This is a genomic window from Paraburkholderia sp. IMGN_8, from assembly GCF_038050405.1.
In the GTDB taxonomy this organism is placed as follows: Bacteria; Pseudomonadota; Gammaproteobacteria; order Burkholderiales; family Burkholderiaceae; genus Paraburkholderia.
The window spans coordinates 630,803-655,915 of record NZ_CP150900.1 but is presented as its reverse complement, the minus strand read 5'-3'; the positions used below and the strand labels follow the sequence as shown (position 1 = coordinate 655,915).

25 protein-coding genes and 1 riboswitch are annotated in these 25,113 nt (G+C 63.0%); of the genes, 15 read left to right on the top strand and 10 right to left on the bottom strand.

The annotated features are described in order from the left end of the window. The first annotated feature begins 193 nt into the window (after nt 1-193). From dgoD to WN982_RS03215, 3 genes are all read left to right on the top strand, one after another. Entirely contained in the window at nt 194-1,342 is a 1,149-nt protein-coding gene (gene dgoD / locus WN982_RS03225; RefSeq protein ID WP_341314358.1) for a galactonate dehydratase, read from the top strand. Nucleotides 1,343-1,622: 280 nt separating this feature from the next. Further along, the gene (locus WN982_RS03220; RefSeq protein WP_341314357.1) at nt 1,623-1,925 is read left to right on the top strand and encodes a hypothetical protein; all 303 of its coding nucleotides are present in this window, start codon (nt 1,623-1,625) and stop codon (nt 1,923-1,925) included. 28 nt (nt 1,926-1,953) lie between these two features. Then, nucleotides 1,954-2,166, top strand: coding sequence for a YodC family protein (locus WN982_RS03215; protein WP_341314356.1), 213 nt, complete (start codon nt 1,954-1,956; stop codon nt 2,164-2,166). A gap of 153 nt (nt 2,167-2,319) precedes the next feature. Here the strand turns inward: WN982_RS03215 and WN982_RS03210 are convergent, their stop codons facing one another. Continuing rightward, on the bottom strand, nt 2,320-3,249 hold the full coding sequence (locus tag WN982_RS03210; RefSeq protein ID WP_341314355.1) for a CopD family protein: 930 nt from the start codon (nt 3,247-3,249) through the stop codon (nt 2,320-2,322). Further along, nucleotides 3,246-3,623 carry a copper homeostasis periplasmic binding protein CopC gene (gene copC / locus WN982_RS03205; RefSeq protein ID WP_341314354.1) on the bottom strand — a complete coding sequence of 126 codons (378 nt, stop codon included), beginning with the start codon at nt 3,621-3,623 and terminating at the stop codon, nt 3,246-3,248. Before copC ends, WN982_RS03210 begins: the two co-directional genes overlap by 4 nt. 370 nt (nt 3,624-3,993) lie before the next feature. Here copC and WN982_RS03200 point away from each other — a divergent pair, with 370 nt between their 5' ends. The 4 genes from WN982_RS03200 (at nt 3,994) to WN982_RS03185 (ending at nt 8,571) form a co-directional block, all read left to right on the top strand. Beyond that, a complete protein-coding gene (locus WN982_RS03200) occupies nt 3,994-4,725 on the top strand; it encodes a c-type cytochrome (protein WP_341314353.1) in 732 nt (243 codons plus the stop codon). 21 nt (nt 4,726-4,746) lie between these two features. Next, nucleotides 4,747-6,045 carry a cytochrome c gene (locus tag WN982_RS03195; RefSeq protein WP_341314352.1) on the top strand — a complete coding sequence of 433 codons (1,299 nt, stop codon included), beginning with the start codon at nt 4,747-4,749 and terminating at the stop codon, nt 6,043-6,045. 120 nt (nt 6,046-6,165) lie between these two features. Beyond that, nucleotides 6,166-6,786, top strand: a complete 621-nt coding sequence (locus WN982_RS03190; RefSeq protein ID WP_341314351.1) for a hemolysin III family protein — start codon at nt 6,166-6,168, stop codon at nt 6,784-6,786. A 222-nt stretch (nt 6,787-7,008) separates the two neighbouring features. Next, nucleotides 7,009-8,571 carry a DEAD/DEAH box helicase gene (locus WN982_RS03185; RefSeq protein WP_341314350.1) on the top strand — a complete coding sequence of 521 codons (1,563 nt, stop codon included), beginning with the start codon at nt 7,009-7,011 and terminating at the stop codon, nt 8,569-8,571. A gap of 34 nt (nt 8,572-8,605) precedes the next feature. Here WN982_RS03185 and WN982_RS03180 read toward each other — a convergent pair whose 3' ends face one another. The 3 genes from WN982_RS03180 to WN982_RS03170 form a co-directional block, all read right to left on the bottom strand. Next, complete coding sequence (locus tag WN982_RS03180; protein WP_341314349.1) at nt 8,606-9,136, bottom strand: hypothetical protein; 531 nt, start codon at nt 9,134-9,136, stop codon at nt 8,606-8,608. A 136-nt stretch (nt 9,137-9,272) separates the two neighbouring features. Further along, nucleotides 9,273-10,100, bottom strand: coding sequence for a ferritin-like domain-containing protein (locus WN982_RS03175; protein WP_341314348.1), 828 nt, complete (start codon nt 10,098-10,100; stop codon nt 9,273-9,275). 462 nt (nt 10,101-10,562) lie between these two features. Then, nucleotides 10,563-12,200 carry a gamma-glutamyltransferase family protein gene (locus WN982_RS03170; RefSeq protein WP_341314347.1) on the bottom strand — a complete coding sequence of 546 codons (1,638 nt, stop codon included), beginning with the start codon at nt 12,198-12,200 and terminating at the stop codon, nt 10,563-10,565. A gap of 309 nt (nt 12,201-12,509) precedes the next feature. Here WN982_RS03170 and WN982_RS03165 point away from each other — a divergent pair, with 309 nt between their 5' ends. The 3 genes from WN982_RS03165 to WN982_RS03155 all read left to right on the top strand — a co-directional run bounded on the left by WN982_RS03165 (nt 12,510) and on the right by WN982_RS03155 (nt 14,643). Then, nucleotides 12,510-13,289, top strand: a complete 780-nt coding sequence (locus WN982_RS03165) for a DeoR/GlpR family DNA-binding transcription regulator (protein WP_341314346.1) — start codon at nt 12,510-12,512, stop codon at nt 13,287-13,289. Between the two features lie 310 nt (nt 13,290-13,599). Further along, a complete protein-coding gene (locus WN982_RS03160; protein WP_341314345.1) occupies nt 13,600-13,797 on the top strand; it encodes a hypothetical protein in 198 nt (65 codons plus the stop codon). A gap of 210 nt (nt 13,798-14,007) precedes the next feature. Then, nucleotides 14,008-14,643, top strand: coding sequence for a TetR/AcrR family transcriptional regulator (locus WN982_RS03155; RefSeq protein WP_341314344.1), 636 nt, complete (start codon nt 14,008-14,010; stop codon nt 14,641-14,643). A gap of 54 nt (nt 14,644-14,697) precedes the next feature. Here WN982_RS03155 and WN982_RS03150 read toward each other — a convergent pair whose 3' ends face one another. After that, entirely contained in the window at nt 14,698-15,072 is a 375-nt protein-coding gene (locus WN982_RS03150; protein WP_341314343.1) for a hypothetical protein, read from the bottom strand. 201 nt (nt 15,073-15,273) lie between these two features. Between WN982_RS03150 and glpD the strand changes: the two genes are divergently transcribed. From glpD to WN982_RS03130, 4 genes are all read left to right on the top strand, one after another. Continuing rightward, nucleotides 15,274-16,809 (top strand): glycerol-3-phosphate dehydrogenase, encoded by a 1,536-nt coding sequence (glpD, locus tag WN982_RS03145; protein ID WP_341314342.1) that lies wholly within the window; start codon nt 15,274-15,276, stop codon nt 16,807-16,809. Nucleotides 16,810-16,976: 167 nt separating this feature from the next. Then, a complete protein-coding gene (glpK, locus tag WN982_RS03140; protein ID WP_341314341.1) occupies nt 16,977-18,476 on the top strand; it encodes a glycerol kinase GlpK in 1,500 nt (499 codons plus the stop codon). Nucleotides 18,477-18,570: 94 nt separating this feature from the next. Next, nucleotides 18,571-19,284 (top strand): MIP/aquaporin family protein, encoded by a 714-nt coding sequence (locus WN982_RS03135; protein WP_341314340.1) that lies wholly within the window; start codon nt 18,571-18,573, stop codon nt 19,282-19,284. A 140-nt stretch (nt 19,285-19,424) separates the two neighbouring features. Further along, complete coding sequence (locus tag WN982_RS03130; RefSeq protein WP_341314339.1) at nt 19,425-20,111, top strand: HAD family hydrolase; 687 nt, start codon at nt 19,425-19,427, stop codon at nt 20,109-20,111. Between the two features lie 86 nt (nt 20,112-20,197). Here WN982_RS03130 and ribB read toward each other — a convergent pair whose 3' ends face one another. From ribB to WN982_RS03110, 4 genes are all read right to left on the bottom strand, one after another. Further along, nucleotides 20,198-20,917: a 3,4-dihydroxy-2-butanone-4-phosphate synthase gene (ribB, locus tag WN982_RS03125; protein WP_341314338.1), complete on the bottom strand. Its 720-nt coding sequence runs from the start codon at nt 20,915-20,917 to the stop codon at nt 20,198-20,200. A gap of 146 nt (nt 20,918-21,063) precedes the next feature. Beyond that, a riboswitch (FMN riboswitch) is annotated at nt 21,064-21,284 on the bottom strand. A 135-nt stretch (nt 21,285-21,419) separates the two neighbouring features. Then, complete coding sequence (locus WN982_RS03120; RefSeq protein WP_341314337.1) at nt 21,420-22,109, bottom strand: XRE family transcriptional regulator; 690 nt, start codon at nt 22,107-22,109, stop codon at nt 21,420-21,422. 187 nt (nt 22,110-22,296) lie between these two features. Then, nucleotides 22,297-23,463, bottom strand: a complete 1,167-nt coding sequence (locus WN982_RS03115; protein WP_341314336.1) for an MFS transporter — start codon at nt 23,461-23,463, stop codon at nt 22,297-22,299. A 16-nt stretch (nt 23,464-23,479) separates the two neighbouring features. Beyond that, nucleotides 23,480-23,887, bottom strand: a complete 408-nt coding sequence (locus WN982_RS03110) for an extradiol dioxygenase (RefSeq protein WP_341314335.1) — start codon at nt 23,885-23,887, stop codon at nt 23,480-23,482. 118 nt (nt 23,888-24,005) lie between these two features. On the opposite strand from WN982_RS03110, the gene WN982_RS03105 reads away from it, so the two are divergent. Further along, nucleotides 24,006-24,989, top strand: a complete 984-nt coding sequence (locus WN982_RS03105; protein WP_341314334.1) for a LysR family transcriptional regulator — start codon at nt 24,006-24,008, stop codon at nt 24,987-24,989. Nucleotides 24,990-25,113: the final 124 nt, after the last annotated feature.

The following is a 25,113-nucleotide window of genomic DNA, read 5'->3' as shown; positions in this document are numbered from 1 at the left end:
GATATTGGAAGCAAGGCCGGAACGAGCGGGATTATCCGGTATCCCAGCCCTCGCACCTACCGCGTCGGATCCGTCGAATCGATCCCAAACTTTCGCCAATAGTACTATTAATAGTACTGAAGCAGCGTTTTGTTGTAGCATGTGACTCCTCGAAATATTCCGCAGACGGGCAAGCCGCAAGGAGACGCACGCCATGAAAATCACCAAGCTTGAAACCTTCATCGTTCCGCCACGCTGGTGCTTCCTCAAGATTGAGACCGACGAAGGCATCGTCGGCTGGGGCGAGCCGGTGGTCGAAGGGCGCGCGCATACGGTGGCGGCTGCCGTCGAGGAACTGTCCGACTATCTGATCGGCAAGGATCCGCTGCTGATCGAAGATCACTGGCAGGTGATGTACCGCGCGGGCTTCTACCGCGGCGGTCCGATCACGATGAGCGCGATCGCCGGCGTCGACCAGGCGCTATGGGACATCAAGGGCAAGCATCACGGTGTGCCGGTTCATGCACTGCTCGGCGGCCAGGTGCGCGACAGGATCAAGGTGTATTCGTGGATCGGCGGCGACCGTCCGAGCGACGTCGCGAACAACGCGCGCGCCGTGGTCGAACGCGGCTTCAAGGCAGTGAAGATGAATGGCTCGGAAGAGCTACAGATCATCGACACCTTCGACAAAGTGCAAGGCGTGATCAACAACGTCGCCGCGGTGCGCGAAGCGGTCGGGCCGAACATCGGCATCGGCGTGGACTTCCACGGCCGCGTGCACAAGCCGATGGCGAAGGTGCTGGCGAAAGAACTCGACCCGTACAAGCTGCTCTTCATCGAAGAACCGGTGCTGTCGGAGAACGCCGAAGCGTTGCGCGACATCGTCAATCAGACCAACACGCCAATCGCGCTCGGCGAGCGTCTGTATTCGCGCTGGGACTTCAAGCACATTCTGTCGGGCGGCTACGTCGACATCATTCAGCCGGATGCGTCGCACGCGGGCGGTATCACCGAGTGCCGCAAGATCGCGTCGATGGCCGAAGCGTACGACGTCGCGCTCGCCTTGCACTGCCCGCTCGGCCCGATCGCCCTGGCCACGTGTCTTCAGATCGACGCCGTGAGCTACAACGCGTTCATCCAGGAACAGAGCCTCGGCATCCACTACAACCAGGGCAACGATCTGCTCGACTACATCAAGAATCCGGAAGTCTTCAAATACGAAGACGGCTTCGTGTCGATTCCGCAAGGCCCGGGTCTCGGCATCGAAGTGAACGAAGAGAAGGTGCGCGAGATGGCGAAGGTCGGCCACCGCTGGCGCAATCCGGTGTGGCGCCACGAGGATGGCAGCGTCGCGGAATGGTAATTGCGTGAACGAAAACGCCGCCTGAGGGCGGCGTTCTGTTTTGAACGCCCCGCGGCGTCGGCGCGCGTTACGTAAAGTGTGGCGCACACGCCGTCGCAGTTACGTAACATCCCGGACCGAAACGGTCGAAACACGTCGTTTCCGGCACTTTCCGCGCCCCGCCACGGATCGCGCAAAGCCTTGCCCACAAAGGCTTTCACGCCGTTTGTTCGGCACCGGACATACGCTTGGCCCGCTCCTTGCTCAAATGCATTCAAACGACAATGCATCGGGGGGCATCATGAGCGAATTCCTTCCAGACTATCTGCTTCGCGAACAGGCCGCCGTGGGCGCGCTGGTGGTGTTCGGCGTGCTTCGCATTATCGGCGCGGCGCTCGCGTTCGAACGCGGCTGGCGCATCTCGGTGGTCGAGAAATGCTTCATCGCTGCCGCCGTGCTGTACTGCCTGCCGCAACTCTTCGACCTGCTGACGCACATGTACGGCTCACGCGCCGCGGGCGCGGAACTGGAAGGCAAGGTAGCGGGCTGTGCGATTGCGCTGTTCTGCGCGCCGATCCTCGGACATCGGCTCGGCTTTGAATAACCCCGCATTCATCGATCGGATGTTCTCCATGCGACTGGCAAAAAGACCCGCGTACCGCACCGGCGACGTACTGATGCTGAAGTCCGGCGGACGTCCGATGACAGCCACCTGGGCCGGCCCGGTGGTGTTCGCGCCTGGCAACTGGCTGATCTGCCAATGGTTCGGCGACGATGGCGAACTGCATCAGGACATGTTTCCGGAAGAAACGCTGGAACGGGCGAAGAACGCGCTTGCCGCCTAGCGGGTAGTAACGGATCAATCGGCCACCGCCGGGCGACCGTGTGTATTGCGCCGCACGCTTTTGCTGTGCGGCGCTTTTTTATGCCGCGCTATGTCAGGCATTCGGAGCGCCGGCGTGCCCCCGGTCCGCGCGCCAGGCTAGCCGCGAGACAACTCAGCCCAGCGCAGCGAACGCCGGCACGCTATGCGCCAGCACCGCCGCCGCGACGAACACACCGATGATCGCCAGCGCTTCCAGATACAGCACGTTGACGAAGGTATGCGCATCCATCGTCGATGCGGTGCGGCGCAAACGCGGCAGAGCCAGGAAACGGTTGAGGCCGCCGAGCACCAGCGCCAGCGCGACCAGCGCGAGCTTCAGCGTCAGCACGTGACCCCACGTGCTGATCTCGATCGCCTCGAACGAGCCACCCGAACCGCGCACGCCATTGAATATGCCGGTCAGCAACACGAAGCCGACCGCCACCAGCGACACGTTCGACACCTGGGTCGCCGTGCGGATCAGCATGCCACGCGCAGTGGAGATGCCAAGCGCGGGCAAAACCGATAGCCCCGCCGCCATCGCCAGCCCGCCCCATACGCCCGTGACCAGCACATGCAGCGTCTGCATGCCGATCGCCGCCGAGGCCGGTCCGGCATCGGCGGCATGCCCGAGCGATGCCTTGCCCGCGGCGATTGCAATCACCGCCAGCCACAGGAGCGCGTTGCGCACCATGCCCGTGTGATGAGCCATGGCGGTTCCGAGCAGGACCAGCGCGCCCGCGAACGCCACGCTCCAGCCGTAGCCAACATGCGTTTGGGTCAGCACGGTCGGCACCACGCCGATCGCAGCCGGCAACGCGACGCCGCTCATCGACGCCGCCTGGTACAGCAGCCAGCCGAGATCCGAGAGCACCAGCACGACGGTGGCCGTCAGCATCGACCGTTGCGCACGCAACCAGGCGGGCCGCGCCGGTGCGATCTTGGCCTGCGCGTCCTTCGCGAGCCACGCGCCGAGCAGCGCCGAACCCACGGCAAACGCAAACGCGACATTCATGAGCGCGGCCATTGCGACCTGCCCGATCCACAGTCCGTCGATGCTCATTTGACGGTGAACGCGAAGTCGCCTTGGGTACGGTGCCCGTCCGTGGCGACCGCGCTCCAGTGCACCGCGTAGCGGCCCGCCGCCAACGACGGCAGCGCCAGGTGCATGACCTTGGCGTCGTTCTTGTCGACTTGCGAGGCAGCCGGCGCGACAGCCTTACCGCTCGCGTCGCTCAGTGCGATCTTGCTGAAAGCCGGCTCGAGCGGCTCGGTGAAATGAATCGTCACTTCAGCGGGCGCGGCAACTTCGGCGTTCGCCGCCGGCTCGCTCGACACGAGATGCGCATGCGCGAAAGCCGTGGACGTCAGAGCCAGCGCCACGGCGCCGACAGTCAACGCACGCAGCGCCGGACAAGAAAAATTGAATAGCTTCATGAAAGGCCGATAGCTTGTGAAAAAAGAAAACGGTGGACGTCGAGCCGATGGACGCTTCTGCCGGAGACGCGCTGGCGCGCCCGGAAGTGTACGCTTCGATGGTTGCCACGCGCGTCGGTTCAACCTGCTTTGTTATTCGAACAACCACGTTCACTGATTGCGAGGTGGATCGCGCACGCAAAATCGAGATGACTGGCAAGCCATGTCAACCACAATCCGCGGCAAACTGTCGCATACCTGTGACAGCTGGAACCTTCTCTTATGTGGCAAATAGTCACCATCACCCTTCGATGCTAGAATGCTGCGTCGCCGCAGCGCCGTCTGCCCTTTACACCGAGCCGCTCGAAGTTCGGTCAGGTCCCCGATTTTGATGGAGTTACGCGTGTCTTCAAGACGCATTTTCCGCCCGTTGCTTGCCCTTCTGCTGATCGGCTCCGCGGGCGTCTATAGCGCTGCGAAAGCGCAGACTCAACCGAAGGCCCCCGATACGATGGAAGCGCGTGTGCAAGGTTGCACGGCCTGCCACGGCACGCACGGCCAAGGTACTGACAACGACTATTTCCCGCGTCTGGCGGGCAAGCCGGCGGACTATCTGTACAACCAGTTGCAGAACTTCCGTGAAGGGCGCCGCAAGTACCCGCCGATGAACTACCTCGTCACGTATCTCTCGGACGACTACCTTCATCAGATCGCCACTTACTTCTCGCAGCAACGTCCGCCGTACCCGACGCCGGCCAAGCCGACCGTGTCGCCGGCTATCGTTGCGCGCGGCCAGCAGATCGTGCTGCAAGGCGACGCATCGAAACAGATTCCTGCTTGCGCGGCTTGCCACGGCAAGGCGCTGACCGGTATGGAACCCGCTATCCCGGGTCTGGTCGGTCTGCATGCTGATTACATCAGCGCGCAGTTGGGCGCATGGCGTTCGGGCTCGCGCCACGCAATCGCGCCTGATTGCATGCATACCATCGCTACGCGTCTTACCGATGAAGACGTGAACGCCGTCGCTGCATGGCTTTCCACGCAGACGGCTCCGCAAAACCCCGTGCCGGCTCCGGCCCGCTCGATGAAGACTCCGCTTGCCTGCGGCAGCGAACCGCAATAAGGCACCGGGAGAGACACTCAAATGAAACGCAAGTCTTTGTTCGCCCTCTCGGCAGTCGTCGTCGTAGCGGCTACCGCACTCGTTCCCGTCCTGTGGTCGGGCGGCGACAACCTGCATAACGGCACGGCCGTGGCGGCCACGCCCGCCGACGAGGCCGCACTGATCAAGAAGGGCGAGTACCTTGCCCGCGCCGGCGACTGTATTGCGTGCCACACGGTGCGCGGCGGCAAGGAGTTCGCTGGCGGCCTGCCGATGGCTACGCCGTTCGGCACGATGTTCACGCCGAACATCACGCCTGACGACCAGTACGGTATCGGCAAGTGGACGCAAGACGACTTCTATCGCGCCATGCACACCGGCCGTTCTAAAGACGGCAGCCTGCTGTATCCGGGCTTCCCGTTCACGAGCTACACGAAGGTCACGCGCGCCGACTCGGACGCGATCTACGCGTACCTGCGCTCGGTCACGCCGGTCAACGTCGCAAGCCGTCCGCACGAACTGAAGTTCCCGTTCAACAACCGCAACCTGCTGATCGGCTGGCGCACGCTGTTCTTCCGTGAAGGCGAGTACAAGGCCGATCCGACCAAGTCGGTCGAATGGAACCGCGGCGCGTACCTGATCGAAGGCCTCGGCCACTGCGGCATGTGCCACACGTCGATCAACGCGATGGGCGGTCCGGTCAATTCGGCTGCATTTGCGGGCGGTCTGATCCCGCTGCAGAACTGGTACGCACCTTCGTTGACGTCGAACAAGGAAGCGGGCCTCGGCGACTGGGATATCAAAGACATCTCGGATCTGCTGAAGACCGGCGTGTCGCAGCGCGGCGCGGTGTTCGGCCCGATGGCTGAAGTGGTTCACAACAGCCTGCAGTACATGTCGGACGACGACATCCGCGCGATGTCGACGTATCTGAAGACGATTCCGCAAAAGAGCGAGGCGCCGGAGCCGCTGCAACTCGAAACGTCGGAGAAGTTCGGCGGCGAACTGTTGAAGCAAGGTCAGAAGATCTACGCTGACAACTGTGCGAAGTGTCACGCGGAAAATGGCCTCGGCAGGCCGTCGGCCTTCCCGCCGCTCGCGAACAACCAGTCGATCCAGATGCCGTCGGCGGTCAACCCGATCCGTATGGTGCTGAACGGCGGTTACCCGCCGAGCACGGCTGCCAACCCGCATCCGTACGGCATGCCGCCGTTCGCACAGGCGCTGTCGAATCAGGAAGTCGCGGCCGTTGTGACGTACATCCGTATGTCGTGGGGCAACCACGGCACGGCCGTGTCGCCGCAGCAAGTGGCCGATCTGCGTTCGGCGCCGCTCGACTAAGCAGCGTTAGATGCACCCGGGGCGCGGCCTGCGAAAAACGCAGCCGCGCCCTTCGTTTTTTCAGGACCGGTATCATGTGGGCACATTTGCCCTTATGAAACCGCGCAGGAGGAAAGAGCCGTGCATGTCGGTGAGCGTTTTAACAGCATTACCCACCTCGTCGGCGCCGTGCTGTCGGTGGCGGGGCTTGCTGCGCTCGTGACGATGGGCGCGCTCGACGGCGACGCGTACAAAGTGGTCAGTTTCAGTGTGTACGGTGCGATGCTGTTCGTGCTGTATGCTATCTCGACGCTTTACCACAGCGTGCGCAACCCGCGCGTGAAAGCCGTTCTGCAAAAATGCGACCATTCGGCGATCTACCTGCTGATCGCCGGCAGCTACACCCCGTTCACGCTTGTCACGTTGCGCGGACCGTGGGGCTGGTCGCTATTCGGCGTAAGCTGGGGGCTTGCCGCCCTCGGCATCGTGCAGGAACTGACGCTCGGGCGACGCACCCGCAGCGTTTCGATGGTGCTGTATGTATTGATGGGATGGCTCGCGCTCGTTGCCGTCCGCCCGCTGATTCAAGCCTTACCGGCAGCGGGTACCGCCTGGCTCGTGGCCGGCGGAGTCATCTACAGCGCCGGCATCTACTTCTTCATTAACGACGAGCGCATCCGGCACGGACATGGTATCTGGCACCTGTTCGTACTGGCGGGCAGTCTGTGTCAATTCGTCAGTGTCGCGCGCTACGTCGCGTGACACGCCACGGCGGCGAAATGCAACTTAAGGCCAGTCAACGTGTCTGCATAGCGCGTTGAAGCATTCGGCACGCGTTTGAGCGTGCCGCCGATTTCTCCGCGACCGGAACTGGGCTTTGGCCTCGAACGCGCCATAGAGGCGTGTTCATGCCGCGCTTGGGCTCGTTTGTGCCCGCTTGGGCCCGTTTGTGCCGTTCGCAAAACTGCATTGCAAAGAGCTTTTATGTCTTTTGATTCCCTCGGCTTGTCCGAACCGTTGGTCCGCGCTGTACACGAACTCGGCTACACCACGCCGACTCCGATCCAGACGCAAGCGATTCCCGCCGTGCTCAACGGCGGCGATCTGCTGGCCGGCGCGCAAACCGGCACCGGCAAGACCGCCGGCTTCACGCTGCCGATCCTGCAGCGTCTGAACACCATGCCCGCCGTCGCCACGGCCTCGGGCAAGCGCGCCGTACGCGCGCTGATCCTCACGCCGACGCGTGAGCTGGCCGCACAGGTCGAAGAAAGCGTGCGCGCCTACGGCAAGTATCTGAAGCTGAAGTCGACCGTGATGTTCGGCGGCGTCGGCATCAATCCGCAAATCGGCGCGCTGCGCAGCGGCGTGGACATCGTCGTCGCGACGCCTGGCCGTTTGCTCGACCACATGCAGCAGAGGACCATCGATCTGTCGCATCTCGAGATTCTCGTGCTCGACGAAGCTGACCGCATGCTCGACATGGGCTTCATCCACGACATCAAGCGCGTGCTCGCGAAGCTGCCGCCGAAGCGTCAGAACCTGCTGTTCTCGGCCACCTTCTCCGACGAAATCAAGACCCTCGCCGACAACCTGCTCGACTCGCCGGCGCTGATCGAAGTCGCGCGCCGCAACACGACGGCTGAGACGGTCGCGCAAAAGATTCACCCGGTCGATCGTGACAAGAAGCGCGAACTGCTCACGCATCTGATCAAGCAGCACAACTGGTTCCAGGTGCTGGTGTTCACGCGCACGAAGCACGGCGCGAACCGGCTCGCTGAACAGCTGACCAAAGACGGCATCAGCGCACTGGCGATTCACGGCAACAAGAGCCAGTCGGCCCGTACGCGCGCGCTCGCCGAGTTCAAGGACGGCACGCTGCAAGTGCTGGTCGCGACCGACATCGCCGCACGCGGCATCGATATCGATCAACTTCCGCATGTGGTCAACTTCGACCTGCCGAACGTGCCGGAAGATTACGTACACCGCATCGGCCGCACAGGCCGTGCAGGTGCGACGGGCGAAGCGATCTCGCTGGTGTGCGTCGACGAACTGCAACTGCTGAAGGACATCGAGAAGCTGATCAAGCGTCCAGTGCCGCAGGAAGTGATCGCGGGCTTCGAGCCGGATCCGAATGCGAAGCCGGAGCCGATTCTGCGCCGCGGCCAGGGTGGTGGCGGCGGCGGTGGCCGTCAGCCGCGTCAGGGTCAAGGCGCGCCGAAGCGCGACGGCGCCCGGCGCGACGGCGCTGCGCCGGCAAAACCGGCGCAACGTTCGGGTCAGCGTCCGGCGAATGGTCAGCAGCAGCCGCGTCCGCAAGGTGCGAAGCCAGCGGGTAACGGCGGCCAGCCGCGCCGGGACGGCCAACGTCACGACGACAAGCCGCGCGCAGCGGCGCATGAAGGCAGTGCCGCGCAGCATGCGCCGCGCAAACCGCAGGGCGGTAAGCCGCAAGGCGGCAATCCGGGTGCATTGCTGGGTGGCGCGAAGCCGCGCAACGATACGCCGCGTGGCGGCCAACCGTCGCGCAGCGGCCAGCGCGGCCGTTGAGATTCAAAGCCGCTGACAGACTGACTGCGGGGCGTTAGTCCCTACGGTTAGCCGCAGCGGCTGCTTGCTTCAGGTGCTCGATCTGCCGTTCCCATCGATCGAGCACCGCCTTCCCTTCCCCTTGCAGTTCGAACGTGATGCCGCCCGTCAGGCGCGCATAACGAACGCTTTGCGCCTCACCGGTATCGATCGAGCCGATCAGATACGCCAGGCCGCTGTCATCGCCTTCGACGGCCGTTAGCAGCGTCACAAGCAACTGCACCTGATAAAACGCCTCATCGCAGACAAACGTTAGCGCTGCCCGGCCGCTTTGCGCAATCGCGCGCGCGGCCCGCGCTTGCGGCCATAAAGCGATGCACAGCGTGCGCGAATCGGGCGCATACAACTCGCCGACGCCGAGCAGCGACGTGCGCACATGATCGTTCGTATCTACCGTCAGCAGCGACGCGGTAAAGCCCGTCTTGCTCGCGAGCGACGAGCCGTCGAACAGCGTGCGGACAGCGTCGGGCCATTCGTCGAACACGGTCTGTTCGAGCGGACGTTCGGGTGCAGGTGAATCGCTCATATTCTTGATCCGGTCAGTGAAGGTCGCGCATGTCGCAAACGTCGCGCGGGTCGAAAAGCACATCATGCCTCGAAAAACGAATGGCCCGCACAGGCGGGCCATTCGTTTTCATACCGTTACGTCAGAGATAAGAGGTTCAGCGGAAAAACACATGTTGCGTGATTTTCGCTAGCGGGTAATGCACGCCTGGCTGAATCTTGGCCGGCAGATCGAGCGGCTTGAGCAGCATCTTCACGCACATGTCCGCCGACAGATTGCGGCGCACCAGCGCGTTGATCCGTGCCGCGCGCTCACGGTTATAAGCCGAATCGTGCACGCGCTCAGGATAACGAATTGCGAATACATGCCGCAACGCGATCTCCGAGTCTTCGTTCTTGATCTCCATCACGCGGCGCATCAAAGCGCCGAGCACGGCGAGACGGCCGTTGCCTTCAATCTTGTTGTACTTTTTGAAGTACTTGAAAAAGTGCTTGTAGTGGCGGACTTCGTCGGTACGGATGTTGTCGATGATCTGCTTGAGCACCGGTTCGTCCGAACATTCTCCGATCGCGCGATACAGCGTAGCCGTGCCTGTTTCCACGACGCAGCGCGCCACCATCTCGAGCGCGCGGCTCTTTTCGAAGTCTTCCACCGAACAGGTCAGCGAATACTCTTCGAAGAAATTGCGGAACGCCGTGTCCCAGTCGAACTCGGGCCAGACGTAAGCGACGTACGTCTTGAGCGCCCGGCCGTGCTGCAATTCTTCCGGCTCCCATTCGCTGTTGAGCCAGGCCGAGACTTCCGGATCGCCGTCGAAGAAGGTGTTCAGATTGCTGGTGTAGAGATCCGAGCCGCTTTCGATAAACGAAGCGGCGCACAGCAGCAGCAGCAGATCTTCGTTAGCGACGGCCCTCTGGCGATCTATGCGGGTAAGGTCGATATCCTCGATCCGCCAGGGCATCACATGGTTCAGCTCAGTGTGCATCGTGTCTTGCTCCCAAAGCTGTATCGACTCGCGGAGCGTGCTCGAAACCGCCCGCTCTCGTCAGGACGGTTTGCCGTGTCAGATACAGCGCCTTGAATTAGAGTTAACCCCTTGTATCTTGCATCTTAGCCGGTGTTTCACAACTCTGCAGATAACCCAGCACAGACCATGCCGAACCGCCGCAGTTCCAATATCAAGGTAGTCGAAATATTCAGTCAGAAATAAAAAGGCGCGCGGACGGCACAAAAAAGCCAGCTCAAGGAGCTGGCTCGTGTGTGGATACATTGCTTCGAAGTCAGGCGCGACGATGACGACCGACGTGCCCGACAGCACTGCGGCAATCAGCACGTAGTAACTTGGTGCAAGCTTGTCACCGGTCAAATGTATAAACGTCTCGACGACCAAAACACGATACGCCGCACCATTGCTCTGGAACGCGGCGCCGCGCTTCGTTTGAATCGCCTAGAACCCGGCTGCCAGCCCGTCGCGACGGCTATCGCTCGCCGCCACGTATCCACGCTCCGGATCGTTGCGGTCGAGCTTCCAGATGTACTGGCCGGAGCCGAAGTCCATGTACGGATCGTCGATCGACTTGATCGTGTGGCCCAGCTTCTGCAACGCCACCGCGGTCTTCGGATCGAGCGTCGATTCGATATCGATCGTGAAGTCGCGGTTGACCTTCCAGCGCGGCGCATCGCACGCCGCCTGCGGCTGCTGACCGTAGTCGAGCATCCGCACGATCGATTGCAAATGACCTTGCGGCTGCATGTCGCCGCCCATCACGCCGAAGCTCATCACCGCTTCCTGCTTGCCGTCCACCTGCTGCGTGAGGAACGACGGGATGATCGTGTGAAACGGCCGCTTGCCGCCTTCCACCACATTCGGCGACTTCGGGTCCATCGAGAAACCGCAGCCGCGGTTCTGCAGCGCGATGCCGCTGTCGGGCACCACGATGCCCGAGCCGAAGCCCATGTAGTTCGACTGGATGAAGCTCACCATCATGCCGCGTTCGTCGGCCACCGACATGTAGATCGTGCCGCCGGCCTTCGGCATGCCGAAGTTGAAGTGGGTCGCGCGCCTGGGATCGATCAGCCTGGCGCGCGACGTGAGGTACGCGTCGTCGAGCATCTGCTCGGGTGTAACCTCCATCGAGCGCGGATCGGCGACGTAGCGATACACGTCGGCGAACGCCAGCTTCATCGCTTCGATCTGCAAATGCTGCGATTCAACGTTGTCGACAGTCAGCGGGCTCACGTCGAATTTTTCGAGGATGCCGAGCGCGATCAGCGCCGCGATACCCTGGCCGTTCGGCGGAATTTCGTGCACGGTGTAGCCGCGATAATCCTTGCCGATCGGCTCGACCCAATCCGCGCGGTAATTGCGCAGATCGTCGACGCTCAGCGCGCCACCGCCATCACGCGCAAAGGCTGCGATCTGCTCGGCGATCTCGCCTTCGTAGTAAGCCCGCGGGCCTTGCTCGGCCAGCTTGCGCAGCGTCTTCGCGTGGCCGGGAAAGCGCACCAGTTCGCTGACTTCCGGCGCGCGCCCGCGCGGCATGAAGGTTTGCGCGAAACCCGGCTGGTCTTTCAACTCGGGCACCGCCGCCGCCCATTTGTGCGCAACGATGCTCGCGAGCGCATGACCGCGCTCGGCGATTTCAATGGCCGGCTCCATCAGATCGGCAAACGGCAGCGAACCGAATTTCTGATGCAGCGCTTCCCAGCCGGCGATCACGCCCGGCACCGTCACCGCGTCCCAGCCGCGTTTGGGCTGCTTCGCAAGGCCGTTTTCCTCGCCGTACTTGCGCTTGAAGTAATCCACATTCCACGCTGCCGGCGACACACCCGACGCATTCAGGCCGTGCAGCTTCTTGCCGTCCCACACCAGCGCGAATGCATCGCCGCCCAGCCCGCACGACACCGGCTCGACCACCGTGATGGCCGCAGCCGCCGCGATCGCCGCATCGACGGCATTGCCGCCCTTCCACAGCATCCGCAGCCCGGCTTGCGCGGCGAGCGGATGCGACGTCGAAACGATGTTGCGCGCGAATACAGGCAGACGCGGCGTCGGATAAGGGTTTTGCCAGTCGAAACCAGTCATGTCGAACACTCTCGAAAGCACGGCCCGCCGCCGTAGGGGACGCCGGAAACCGTGGTAAGACGGTGAAATGGAGAACCCCGGATTGCAGCGCGATCCGGCACAAAAAACAAATTCATTTATCAAATGAATAAATGCATAAATGGCCTGAATGGGTCGGCGCCTATCTGACGCGTGTCGCACGAGTTGGCAGACAAGGCGTGCGAAGGTCTTACAATACGCTCACTCCTATTCACGCATCGCCTGCTCCCCGGCACGACGCACCGCGCCGGTGGCTGGGCGGCACCGACAAAAACCCACGACCCGAGACACATGACCCGAGACCCCCGCCTGACTCTCAACGCCCGGCAACAGGAACTGCTGGAGTGGGTGCAACGCGACGGCTTCGTGACCGTGGACGACCTCGCGGCCCACTTCGACGTGACGCCGCAGACGATCCGGCGCGACGTCAACTGGCTCGCCGACATGAACCTGCTGCGCCGCTATCACGGCGGCGCGAGTCTGCCGACGAGCTCCGAGAACGTCTCGTACACCGCGCGTCAGCGGATGTTCCATGAAGAGAAACGGCGCATCGCAGCGCTAGTGGCCACTCACATTCCCGACCAGGCTTCCCTCTTCATCAACCTCGGCACCACCACCGAAGAAGTCGCGCGTGCGCTCAACCGGCATCGCGGTTTGCGCGTGATTACCAACAATCTGAACGTCGCCAGCATGATGAGCGGCTATCCGGATTGCGAAGTGCTGGTGACGGGCGGCATCGTGCGGCCTTGGGACAAAGGGATCGTCGGCGAACTGGCGATCGACTTCATCCGCCAGTTCAAGGTGGACTTCGCGATCATCGGCACGTCGAGCATCGAGACGGATGGGACGCTGCGCGATTTCGACACCCGCGAAGTGCGCGTCGCCGAGGCGATCATCCAGCACGCACGCACGGTCTTCCTCGCCGCCGACAATTCGAAGTTCGGCCGCCCGGCTCTGGTTCGCCAGGGTCATCTGGACCAGATCGACGCGCTTTTCACCGACGCCGCACCGCCCGCCGAGATGGCCGAAACGCTGGCCGCCGCCGGCTGTCAGGTGTACATCGCAGCGTAACCCCAGGCATCTTCCGCCATGTTGCAGCGCACGCAAAACTTCGAGTGAAATCAAGGATTTGAGCGCGGCCCCAAACCGCCTCTGCATGGCGCAATTGTCAAAGGAAAAATTTACTGGGACCCATTTGGTGTTTAACGTGCGGTTGACTACACTCCAGTTCCCCGGCGTCCGTTCCGCGTTGCGCGTAGTGCCGGTTGCATGAACCTGTGTGTATTAGCCGTATTTCCCGCCTGATCCTCTAGCGGACTCCACTGGCATATGGCCAGTCGCCGGCAAGGCCGTCCGCGCTAGCTTGACATGGAGAGAAACGATGCTGAGTCCGCATGAATTCGCCACGTTGTTGCTCGTCAAGGACGCTCCCAATCAAGTCGACATGGAGCGAGAAGAACTCGACGCCCTGCTGGAACGCCAGCTCGTACAACTCGAACGGCTCGCGTCGGGCAACGAACAATGGCGCGTGACCGAATCCGGCGACAGCGCAATTCGAGCCATTAAACGTTTCTCGTAGTGTTTTTTCAGGTACGTCGGCCTGTGCGGTCGACGTTCGGCAGCTGAAGGTGGGCTGCGCGCTGGCTGTTGCTGGTTGTAAAGGCGCGCGCCCCTGAAAGCTGCCTCGCATTCTGTTTCTGCAAAGCTGTCGGTCCGCTCACGCGGACGTTTTGTTGTGCACAATTCATTTACACAGTAAATTGACGCGACGGACCCTCTGCCTTCGCGCATGCCAAAAACGCTCTCCTCCGACGACATCCAGCAATTCCGCGAAACCATGCGGCGCGTGGCCGAGAACGCCTTCGCCACGCGCGGCGCACAGGGCGTGACGATGCGCGAACTGGCGAAAGAACTGGGTTGCAGCGCGATGACACCCTACCGCTACTTCCGCGACAAGGACGAGATTCTCGCGATGGTCCGTGCCGCGGCGTTCAACCGCTTCGCGGCGCGTCTGGAGGCAGCAGCCAAGCTGGCCCCAGAGGAGACCAACCACTCGGCCGTCGGCGACGCGTACGTCGCGTTCGCGCTCGACGAACCGCACGCGTATCGTTTGATGTTCGATCTGACGCAGCAGGAAAGCGGCTACCCGGAACTCGCAGCCGCGTCGCAGCGAGCGTGGCACATGCTCGGCGCGCATTTCGAGCGGCTCGTCGCCGCGGGCATTCTGGAAGGCGATCCACAGTTGATCGGCTACGCGTATTGGGCGAGCCTGCACGGCTTCACGATGCTGGCGCTCGCCAATCATCTGCCGCTGCCGCAAGCGCAGCAGCCCGCCGCGAGCAAGGCGCCGACGCGCGAGGCCGTGCTCGCGCAGATTCGCCAGATGTTGTGGCGCGGCGCGCAGCCGCAGCGCGCCAAGGCCTGAGCGAGCTAATCAGGCAACTACACAGGGAACTGCGCGGAAAACCAAGCAAAAAACTCAGCCGCTGCGCAAGGTCGGATCCACCGCAGCGCGCCAGCTCAACGCCTTGACACGCTGGTCGGTAAAGAACGTGACCCACTGATTCCGTGCCTGCGGGTCGCTGCTCACGCCCAGGCTCGTGTAGTGCTGCGCGATCGACGTCTGGAACGCACAGTAGTCATCCTTCGACAGCCTGCCGCGCCGATTCGCCACATACGCATCGAACAGCGTCACGTAGACGCCTTGCGCGTCGTTGCCGTAGTCGACCGTCTGCGCGCTGCACATCTGTTGCAACGACGCAAACGACGGCGCGCCCCTCGTCCCCTTCAAGCTCGGCGTGCTGACGCATCCCGCGACAAGCGCCGCCGCGCCGATCATCCAAAGTCCACGCATGAATTCACCTCGATATGGCTGCTGCCGAGAGTATCGTCCGTGGCCGCGCGTTGCGCCACCGCCCTGGCTAACTGTTAGAGGAATTCTTAGACAAACCGAACTTTACTTTTTCGAATATGTTCATTAAAGTTCGAAAACGAACACTATCGGTTCGATAGTTTTTTCAGATAGCTTCCGAATACGGCGTAGGGGACACAGCAGGTGACGCAAGGCTCAAAGTACGATTTGCTCGTCGTGGGCGGCGGGATCAACGGCGCAGGCATCGCACGCGATGCGGCGGGCCGTGGCCTGTCGGTATTGCTCTGCGAACAGGACGATCTGGCGGCGCATACGTCGTCGGCCAGCACGAAGCTGATTCACGGCGGCCTGCGCTACCTCGAGTACCGCGAGTTCGGGCTGGTGCGCAAAGCCTTGCAGGAGCGCGAAACGCTGCTGCGCGCGGCTCCGCACATCATGTGGCCGCTGCGTTTCGTGATGCCGCACATGCCCGATCTGCGCCCCGCCTGGCTGATCCGCGCCGGCCTCTTCCTTTACGACCATCTCGCCAAACGCGAACTGCTGCCCGGCTCGCGCGGCATCGATATGCGCCGCCATCCGGCGGGCGCGCCGCTGGTCGATTCGATCAAACGCGGTTTCGTGTATTCGGACGGCTGGGTGAATGACGCGCGCCTGGTCGTGCTGAACGCGCTGGACGCGCAGGAACGCGGCGCGAAGATTCTCACACGCACCAAGCTGGTGAGCGCGGTGCGCGCCGGCGGCGAATGGCGCGCACAACTCAAGCGCGCCGACGGCACGATCCTCGACGTGCGCGCCGCCTCGATTGCTAACGCGGCGGGTCCGTGGGTCGGCGAACTGCTGCAAGGCGCGCTCGGCCGGGAAGCAACGCACAGCGTGCGCCTCGTGAAAGGCAGCCACATCGTCACGCGGCGCCTGTTCGAACACGATCATGCGTACATCTTCCAGAACCCGGACAAGCGGATCATCTTCGCGATTCCGTACGAACACGACTACACGCTGATCGGCACGACCGACATCGAATATCGCGGCGATCCGTCGCAAGTCGCGATCACGCCGGACGAAACGCAGTATCTGTGCGATTCGATCAACCGCTACTTCAAGCAGAAGATCACGCCGCAAGACGTACGCTGGACCTACTCGGGCGTGCGTCCGCTGCTCGAAGAAGAAGGCGCGGACAACCCGTCGGCGGTCACGCGCGATTACTCGCTCGAACTCGACGCACCCGCGAGCGAAGCACCACTTCTGTCTGTGTTCGGCGGCAAAATCACAACATTCCGCAAGCTGGCCGAAGAAGCCGTCGACAAACTAGCGCAAGCGCTGCAAAACAACACGCCTTCGTGGACGGCCGGTGTGCCATTACCCGGCGGCGATATTCCGCAAGCCAACTTCGAGCGCTTTCTCGCCCAGTTCAAGCAACAGCATGCGTGGCTCCCCGCCGAACTGGCACATCGCCTCGCTCGCGCGTATGGCACGCGAGTCAAGGACCTGATCGGCAAGGCACGCTCGCTCGCTGAACTCGGCAACGCATTCGCGCCCGGTCTCTACGAAGCAGAACTCGTTTATCTGCGCGACACCGAATGGGCGCGCAGCGCACAGGACGTGTTGTGGCGCCGCTCGAAGCTCGGATTGCACGTCGAGCCCGGCACGCTCGAGTCGGTCACCCACGAGATCGACGCGTGGTTCGCCCGCGAGCCCGTTAGACAAAAGCAGAACGCGTAAGGCCATCGCAACGCGGCCCGATCGCACAACCTGAAACGCTTCACCCCTCGGCTACGGACAAAGCCGGGACGCACCACCGCAAGCTGTTGCAGCCCGCTTAAAACAACAAGCCGTTCCCGTCGCCGGCTCGCATTCCGGCGATTCATAAAACGCATGGAGAAGACACAATGCAGGATCAATACATCCTCGCGCTTGACCAAGGCACCACCAGCTCCCGCGCAATGCTATTCGACCGGCTCGGCAATGTCGTGTCGACCGCTCAGAAAGAATTTCAGCAAATCTATCCGCGCCCGGGTTGGGTCGAGCACGATCCGCAGGAAATCTGGTCGACCCAGGCCGGCGTCGCCGCCGAAGCCGTCACGCGCGCCGGCATGAACGGCACGTCGATCGCCGCGATCGGCATCACCAATCAGCGCGAAACCACCATCGTATGGGACCGCGAAACCGGGCATCCGATCTACAACGCGATCGTCTGGCAAGACCGCCGCACCGCCGACTTCTGCGACCAGCTCAAGGAGCAAGGTCTCGAAGAAAAAGTTCGCGCGAAAACCGGTCTGCCGATCGACTCGTATTTCTCGGCGACCAAGATCCGCTGGATTCTCGACAACGTCGAAGGCGCACGCGAAAAGGCGAAGCAAGGACGCCTCGCGTTCGGTACGGTCGACAGCTGGCTGGTGTGGAATTTCACCAAGGGCGGCCTGCACGTCACCGATGTGACCAACGCGTCGCGCACGATGCTGTTCAACATTCACACGCTGAAGTGGGACGACGAACTGCTCGAAGCGCTCGACATTCCGCGCAGCATGTTGCCGGAAGTGCGTGCGTCGTCGGAAGTGTATGGGCCGACCAAGACCACCGTATTCGCGTCGAAGATTCCGCTCGCGGGCATCGCCGGCGACCAGCACGCCGCGCTGTTCGGTCAGATGTGCACGCAGTCGGGCATGGTGAAGAACACCTACGGCACGGGCTGCTTCCTCGTGATGAACACCGGCGACAAGCCGATCGAATCGAAGAACAACCTCGTCACCACGATCGCGTGGCAGATCGGCGACCAGATCAACTACGCGCTCGAAGGCAGCATCTTCATCGGCGGCGCCGTGGTGCAATGGCTGCGCGACGGCCTCGGCATCATCAAGAACGCTGCGGAAACCGAAACGATGGCGCGCAGCGTGCCCCATAGTGACGGCGTGTATCTGGTGCCCGCGTTTGCCGGCCTCGGCGCGCCGCACTGGAACGCCCGCGCTCGCGGCACGCTGTTCGGCGTGACGCGCGGCACGACCTCGGCACATATCGCACGCGCCGCGCTCGATTCGATCGCGTACCAATCGCTCGACGTGCTGAAGGCAATGGAAGCCGACTCCGGTATTCGCATCGGCGAGCTGCGTGTGGACGGCGGCGCTTGCGCGAACAATCTGCTGATGCAGTTCCAGGCGGACATTCTCGGCGTCGACGCAGTACGCCCGCAGGTTTCGGAAACAACCGCATTGGGCGCGGCGTATCTGGCCGGTCTCGCGGTCGGCTACTGGAAGGACGTCGACGAACTGCAAAGCCAGTGGAAGCTCGATCGCCGCTTCACGCCTGCGCTCGAACAAGCTGACGTCAAGGCATGCCTCGACGGCTGGCAGCGCGCGATTCGCGCCGCGAAGGCCTGGGCCGACACGCCCTGACCGCGCGTTTCACCGCTCCATAAAACACCTTTCGACATAACGAAGCCGCTTCCTCCAGCGGCTTCCCTAATAACTATATTTCGGACAACCAACCATGTCTCCTTACATTGCGGAATTCATCGGCACAGCCCTTCTGGTTCTGCTCGGCAACGGCGCGGTCGCCAACGTGCTGCTCGCGCGCACCAAGGGCAAAGGCGCGGACCTGATCGTAATCGTGATGGGCTGGGCGATGGCGGTGTTCATCGCCGTGTACGTCACCGCTTCTTTTAGCGGCGCGCACCTGAATCCTGTCGTGACGATCAGCCTCGCTCTCGCTGGTAAGTTCGCCTGGGCCAAGGTCCCCGGCTACGTCGCGGCGCAGATGCTCGGCGGCATGGCGGGCGCCTTGCTCATGTGGGTCGCGTATCGTCAACACTTCGCGAAAGAAGGCGATGCCGACGTGAAGCTCGGCGTGTTCTGCACGTCGCCGGCGATTCGCAGCGTGCCGCATAACCTGCTGACCGAGATGATCGCGACCTTCGTGCTGATTCTCGGCGTGCTGTATCTGGCGTCGCCGCAAGTCGGCCTGGGCGCGCTCGACGCACTGCCGGTCGGCTTGCTGGTGCTCGGCATCGGCATCTCGCTCGGCGGCCCGACCGGTTACGCGATGAGCCCGGCGCGCGACCTGTCGCCGCGTCTGATGCATGCGCTGCTGCCGATTCCGGGCAAGCGCGACAGCGACTGGCGTTATTCGTGGATTCCGGTCTGCGGCCCGCTGCTGGGTGGCGCGGTGGCAACAGCGCTGTATATGTACCTGCACGCGCACTGATTGCGCAGTAAGGAAACGCGAGAACGGAAAGCGACGGCGCCGCGCAGGCGGCGCCAAAGCACGTATCATGTTGCTTTCAATCTCCGCGCATGAGCTTGCAACTGTCTTGCTCGTGCGCTTCTCGCTTTCCGTATTAACGCATGATCGACCACCTCATCTGTGACTGCGACGGCGTGCTCGTCGACAGCGAAATCATCGCTGACCACGTGCTCCTCGAAACGCTGTCCGCCACCTTCCCCGGCCTCGACTTCGAACCCGTCGTCAAAACGGCCTTCGGCCAGCAGACGTCGCGCTTTCTCGAAGGCATCGAGACGTCGTTCGACGTCACCCTGCCGGCGGATTTCCTCAACACCATCGAACACAATGTCGAGCTCGCGCTCGCGGCGTCGCTCAGTCCGATCAACGGCGTGCGCGACGCCTTGCAACGCGTGACACTGCCGGCAGCGGTGGTGTCGAACAGCCGGATGGCGCGTGTAAACGCGTCGGTGCGGCGCGCGGGTTTGCAGCAGATTTTCGGCGAGCGGATATTCAGCGCCGAACAGGTCGCGCGGCCAAAGCCTTATCCGGATGTGTATCTGTTCGCCGCCAAGACACTGGGTGTGGAGCCGTCCCGCTGCATCGTCGTGGAAGACAGCGTGGCCGGCTTGAACGCAGCGCGCGCGGCGGGCATGAAGACGATCGCCTTCGTCGGCGCGAGTCATATCCCCGACGGCTATGCGGACGCGCTGCGCAAGATGGGCATGACGCGCATCATGAAACATATGGATGAGTTGCCCGCGTTGATCGAGGCAGGCGTGCGCGGCGAATTCGGCGACGTGCAGTCGTAGCGGCTAACGGCTCGCCATGATGCAACAAAAAAGCCGGCTGGATCGCCGGCTTTTTTATCGAACAACGGTCAGCGCGGATACGCGCATCACGCCTCGTCGGCCACGCATTCACGTGCCGTCGCCAGCGCCTGACGGAATTCCACCAGTTCGGCGATCGTCAGCATTGGCAGATTGTGTTGCGCCGCGAAGCGCTCCACATCCGCGCCGCGCGTCATCGTGCCGTCCGCGTTCATCAGTTCGCACAGCACGCCGGCCGGCTTCAGGCCCGCGAGAATTGCCAGATCCACCGTGCCTTCGGTGTGGCCGCGGCGCGCCAGCACGCCGCCCGGCATCGCACGCAGCGGGAACACGTGGCCCGGACGCACGATGTCCGCAGGCTTCGCCGTATCGGCGATTGCCGCGCGGATCGTCGTCACGCGATCGAGCGCGGACACGCCGGTCGTCACCCCGTCGCGTGCTTCGATCGAGACGGTGAACGCGGTGCCATGACGGCTTTCGTTGTTGACGGCCATCGGCGGCAATTCGAGCGCGCGGATCTTGTCGTCGGGCAGGCACAGGCAGACGATGCCGCTGCATTCGCGGATCAGCAGCGCCATGGTTTCGACGGAAAGACGCTCGGCGGAAACGATCAGATCGGCTTCGTTCTCGCGGTCGTGATCGTCTTGCAGGACCACGGCGCGGCCATCGCGCATCGCTTGCAAGGCGGCTGCGATACGCGGCGGAACGGCTTCGGTGGCGAGCAGCGGGAGATCGAGGAATGCGTCATTCGCAATCACCGACGGAGCAGGAAAAGCAGCAAAGGACATAGTTGAAACGCTCATCGCAAAAGTTGGGCGAAAAACGTTTCAGGGCATTGCAAACAGACAAAGACGCGCCGTTGAACGCCGCTTAAAGCGACGCTCGCACACCGCTCGACCAACAAGCGGCGCCACGGAAACGAACATGACTATCTGCACATCTTCTTCCATCCGGACTCTAACCGTCGGCTCTGGCTTCTCACCAGATCTGCTGACCCCGTGTCGACCAGAGTTAGCGCTTACTCTGGTCCCATGCAACGTAGTTGCACAGTTCCAAACACCTTGACGACGCGGGCGCTCGCGGGCTCGTCGGCTAACGCTGTCGCGCTGCCGGCATACCGCCGGTGGGGAATTTCACCCCGCCCTGAAGACGCACTGATTGCCGGATCGACCGGCGGGCAAAGCATACAACAGTCGCGCCGGACGTGCAGCGCAACCCCTACGGATTAGACGGACACCTCTGCTTAACAGCGCAAGCGGGACCCTACTCGCGCCGCGAAGCCTCAATACATTAAACCGGCGCGGTCTGCCGAGTCGCATCGTGTGATGCAGGCACGTCCCAGCGCGGCGGCGATTCCGCCTTCAGTGTCACACGAAACGCGCGCGCTTCGGTGTCGCCCGGGTTGCGCAGGCTATGCGGCTGATCGGCATCGAAGACGATCGCGTCACCCGTTGCCAGCAATTGACGCTGATCGTGCACGCTGACTTCCAGCGTGCCTTCGCTCACCACCAGATTCACGGTCGTGCCCGGCGCGCGGCGCGTGCCGGCCTCGGTATGCAGCGGCGCGATACGCAGCTCGTGAAACTCGGCGGCGGTCGGTTCGGCGTCGGGATAAAGCGGCCGGGCCGAATAACGCCCGTTCGAACTAACCACGCGCGACGAACGTTCAGCCGGCAGATGCTCGAAGCCGTTAGTCGCGTGACGCCGCAAAAACGCTGCCACCGACACCTTCAACGCCGCCGCGACCTTGCACAGCACCTTGATCGACGGCACGCTGCGCGCCGACTCGATCTGCGCGAGCATCGCTCGCGAAACGCCCGAAGCGCGGGCCAAGGCGTCGAGCGACAGTTGCCGCTCGGCGCGCAATCGGGCGAGATTCACGCCGACCAGATGTTCAAGTGCGTCGAAGGGTTCGGCGGCACGCGGCGACGCTTCGGTGTCAGCCGCGGGATCGCGAACCAGCGCAAGCGGGGAATGCATGATTGCCTCCAGGAGCGCCGCCGGACGGCGGGCAAGCGGTTAGTGGAAGCAAGATAGCATCGCCCCTGGCTGCACCCAACGAAGTTATCTTCACACTGTTATCAGCATTGCGGAGGACGATTCTCGCAAAGCTTGTGCGAATTTTTCATATGGGCGCCCGCATGCCGATCCGTACGCTCAGGCGCATTCAGGCACGCAGCGCGACGGTCGATGCCGGCGCATCCATCCGCGCCGCGAACCACGCTAGCAGCAAAGCCACCACGCTGACCGCCGCCGCCACCCAAGGCAGCGTATCGAGCGAATGACCGTGATTGATCACGAGACCGCCGAGCCACGCGCCACCCGCATTGCCGACGTTGAACGCACCGATGTTCAACGTGGAAGCCAGATTCGGCGCCGCGGCCGCCTTCTCGACCACGCGCATCTGCAACGGCGGCACGGTCGCGAACGCGGCAATGCCCCACACGAACACGGTAATCGCCGCGGCCACCTGCGAGTGGCTGGTGCGCGCGAAGATCGCCATCACCACTGCGAGCGCGACCAGAATGCCCATCAGCGAAGGCATCAGCGCGCGGTCGGCGAGCTTGCCGCCCACCGTATTGCCGATCGTCAGGCCGATGCCGAACAGGACCAGAATCAGCGTCACGCCGCGCGGCGAGAAGCCGCTCACCTGCTCGAGAATCGGCGCGATATAGGTGAAGACGACAAACACACCGCCGAAGCCGAGCACCGTCATCGCGAGCGCGGTCCAGACCTGCGGATCCTTTAGCACGCGCACTTCATGACCGAGGCCGACCGGACCGGAATCGTGACGGTTCGGCACCAGCGCCGACACACCGGCCAGCGACAGCACGCCCAATACGCCGACGATCCAGAACGCGGCGCGCCAGCCGAACTCCTGGCCGATGAAGGTGCCGAACGGCACGCCGAGCACATTCGCCAGCGTCAGGCCGGTGAACATCAGCGCAATCGCGCTCGCGCGCTTTTCGGCCGGCACGAGCGAAGCCGCCACCACCGCGCCGATACCGAAGAACGAACCGTGCGCGAACGACGTCACCACACGCGCAATCATCAGCACGGAATAGCCGGAAGCGACCGCGCACAGCACGTTGCCGACGATGAACACGCCCATCAGCAACTGCAGCGCGAGCTTGCGCGGCATCTTGCTGGTGATCACCGCGAGTAGCGGCGCACCGACCGCGACGCCGAGCGCATAGCCGCTCACGAGCAAACCGGCCGACGGAATCGACACCGCCAGATCGTGCGCGACCTCGGGCAGCAAACCCATGATCACGAACTCGGTGGTGCCGATTGCAAATGCGCTAATCGCTAACGCCAGTAATGGAATGGGCATCTATCTTCTCCAGGTTCTAAAGTTGCACGTGCTGAGCGTGGCGTAGCGCGGTCACGAATTCGATGACCACACCCGGCGCGAGCGCGACGAACAGTTGTAATTCGGCTCGCTGCGGGCCCATCGGAGGCACTTCGGCGAGCTGGTAGGGCACGTCCGCCGTATGCAGCCGGCCGAGCAACGCCTGCCATTCGCCGGCACTCTCGAGCCGGAACGCAATGTGATCGATGCGCGGCGCTGCCCTTCCCACTTGGGCCTGCACCGTCGCGTCGATCAGATGAATCACCGGCCGGCCGTTCGCATACAGCCAATTGCCGTCGATCCGGAACGGCGGCCGCGCGCCATCCGTCAGCCCGACAACGTCGACGAAAAAACGTCGGGCGGTGTCGAGATCGGCGGTGACGATCGTCGCGTGATCGAGTTGCATGGCGTTGGCGGCTCAGCGGACATTAGGGTTTTCGAGGAGTGCATTGTCGGCGGACAGCGTGGTTTTGATAATTGGCGTAGCATTTGAAGCATTTTCAAATTCTTTTTGAAAGACTGCGATGGATAACCTCGGTGACATTCGCCTGTTCGTCGAAGCGGCGCAGCAAGGCAGCCTGTCGGCGGCGGGCCGCAAGATGGGCCTGACACCGGCCGCCGCCAGCGCGCGGCTGGCCAAGCTCGAAGCCGGCCTGAAAGCGCGCCTGTTCGAGCGCACCACCCGCCAGTTGCGGCTCACCGACGAAGGGCGGCTGTACCTCAACTGCTGCCGCCAGGCGCTGCAATCGCTCGACGACGCCGAAGCCGCGCTGCAAGCCGGCCAGGGCGTGGTGCGCGGCAAGGTGCGGATTTCCGCGACCTCCGACTTCGGCCGCAATCTGCTGATGCATTGGCTCGACGAGTTCAACGCGCGCTACCCGGAGGTGACTTTCGCGCTCACGCTGTCGGACTCGCTGTCGAATCTGGTGCAGGAAGACATCGACCTCGCGATCCGCTTCGGCGTGCCGCAGGACAGTTCGCTGGTCGCGCGCAAACTGGCGCCGAACCGGCGCGTGCTGTGCGCGTCGCCGGACTACATCGCGCGGCGCGGCGAGCCGAAGGATCCGCACGATCTGGCGAATTTCGACTGCATCGTGCTCGGCACCGCGTCCGGGCCCGTCAACGAATGGCGCTTCACGCGCGGCGACGAAGTGCAGCACTACACCGTGCCGTTCGACACCGCGCGCGAGACCAACGACGGCGCAGTGGCCCGCGAGTGGGCGCTGCGCGGTTATGGAATCGTGATCAAGTCGATGTGGGACGTGGAAGCGGACTTGCGCGCCGACGGCCTGAAAATCCTGCTGCCGGAGTGGCGCTATCCCGACGCGCCGCTGCACGCGCTCTATCACCGCAACCGTTTCATGGCGCCGCGCGTGCGCGTGCTGCTGGATTTCCTGAGCGAGCGCTTCGCGCAGGTATCGGACGAACTGGAAGGCCTGCTGGGCCTGCCGCCGGAGCGGCCGGAAGCACGGGCCGCGGCAGAAACCTCATTCGACGAAGGGCTATAATATTGAGCTACGCTGCAAACGTGCATTGAAAGTGGCCCGGAAAGGCAACCCACGCGCCGTCCCGCGGCTCGTCCGCACGCTGCCCGCACGTTTGGCCTCTCTTTCACCTTTTAAACGACGCCCC